Source organism: Roseinatronobacter alkalisoli (genome assembly GCF_028745735.1).
Classification (GTDB): domain Bacteria; phylum Pseudomonadota; class Alphaproteobacteria; order Rhodobacterales; family Rhodobacteraceae; genus Roseinatronobacter; species Roseinatronobacter alkalisoli.
Genome location: NZ_JAQZSM010000107.1, coordinates 1 through 1473 on the forward strand (window position 1 = coordinate 1; position 1473 = coordinate 1473).

2 protein-coding genes and 2 pseudogenes are annotated in these 1473 nt (G+C 52.4%); 3 read left to right on the plus strand and 1 reads right to left on the minus strand.

The window, feature by feature from the left end:
• A pseudogene (locus PUT78_RS23515) lies at positions 1-77 on the minus strand (IS6 family transposase); the annotation flags it as partial.
• 49 nt (positions 78-126) lie between these two features.
• Between PUT78_RS23515 and PUT78_RS23520 the strand changes: the two are divergent.
• The 3 genes and pseudogenes from PUT78_RS23520 to PUT78_RS23525 form a co-directional block, all read left to right on the plus strand.
• Positions 127-318, plus strand: a pseudogene (locus PUT78_RS23520) (IS1595 family transposase); the annotation flags it as partial.
• Positions 319-340: 22 nt separating this feature from the next.
• Positions 341-796, plus strand: coding sequence for a hypothetical protein (locus tag PUT78_RS23985; RefSeq protein WP_420793564.1), 456 nt, complete (start codon positions 341-343; stop codon positions 794-796).
• Positions 797-807: 11 nt separating this feature from the next.
• Positions 808-1329: a hypothetical protein gene (locus PUT78_RS23525; protein WP_274354637.1), complete on the plus strand. Its 522-nt coding sequence runs from the start codon at positions 808-810 to the stop codon at positions 1327-1329.
• Positions 1330-1473 lie beyond the last annotated feature (144 nt).

Genomic DNA, 1473 nt, shown 5'->3' on the forward strand with positions numbered 1-1473 from the left:
GCCCAAACAGCGTAGGCGACAATCTTACGTGGGAAACGAAAGCCTTTCAGGCGCGGCATGGACGGTGGCACTTGCATCGGTCACCATCTACCCAAGTCATGCCACACAAACAACTTGGCAATGCCCTTGGGGGCTATCTGCCTGTTCGTGAACGCGTCCAAAGGCCTTTCAGCTGTTCAACTGTCCCGTGACCTGGACATGCAGCACAAAACGGCCTTTGTGCTGATGCACAAATTGCGTGAGGCACTGGCTACAGAGGTCCAGGATATTCAGTTGGATGGTGAGGTGGAGGTGGATGGCGCGGCTTTTGGCGGACATGGAGCAGCAGCTTGTTCAACGTATGGGCGAAGGGACTCGTAGATGGACGCCGGATGAGTTGGAAATCTTGCGAAACGGTGGGAGACCGAGCGGATATGTAGGTGATCACATAACATCAGTGGTCGCAGATATCAGCAGAGCGGCGGATCACCGGAATATCCAGTTTCTCACTCAAGCCGAACATAGTGCGCGACACAGTAGTCACGGCGGGACCAGAGTGCCCATATCAGAAAATCGGGTGGTTGACCGCACACTTGGTGGTCAGCTTCCCGATCTTGCTACGCAAGGGGCCAGATCGTGGCCACAACGGGCAGCAGATGCGATGGATAAAGTCTTTGAAAGTAGAACATTTGGCCTTATTGATGCCTTCGATGCGACCTCATTAGCGGATAGGGCATTTCAACAGTCATTTGGGTATAGCTGGTTCTCAAGGCCATCCTGGGAAGCACGATGCGCTGCAAGCCCAGACTGCATGTAGTGGGTAATGACATGAACGATATACGAGCATTGCTTGATCTGGAGCGCTGGCCTGATCTGCAAAGGCAGGGTGAAGGGTTCGTCGCGATACATGAGCCTGAAAAAGCCGAGTTTTACTTTAAAATCAAAGTAAATGATCCACTCCCCCAAGACAGCATCGAAAAGATCGTTATGTTTGGTGCGGGTGCTGATCCAGTTCTGATCCGACACTTGTTTAGCTTGTGTAACGGTCTCTGGATCGCAAAGTTTGCCGTTTACGGGCTGCTCTCCGGCCCACGGGGGCTGTCGCAGCCTTGGGATATCAATGTGCCCAATTGTTATCGACGACCAGAGGGGTTTCCCGAGGATTATTTGATTGTTGGAGTGAATCAGGAAACGGATACCAAGGGAAAAACTCATGAACAGTCGCATTGCATTACAGGTGATGGGCGGATTGTCGTGATAGAGTTGGAAAAGCACGAAACCATTTTGAGAGAATATCGCTCGATAGAAGATTGGCTTAAGTCCGAGGCGAAGCGAGCTTTGGTTGCCTGAAAGCTATGTTTCAGGCTGGCATTGCCAAGTTGTTGTCCGCTGGGTGCAGTGATCTGCACCTCGTGCATTCATGCGGTCATTTCACGGGTATACTCGGCCCACAGCCCGAAGGCATCGGCACGGGCGTGGCGATAGGACGTGGCT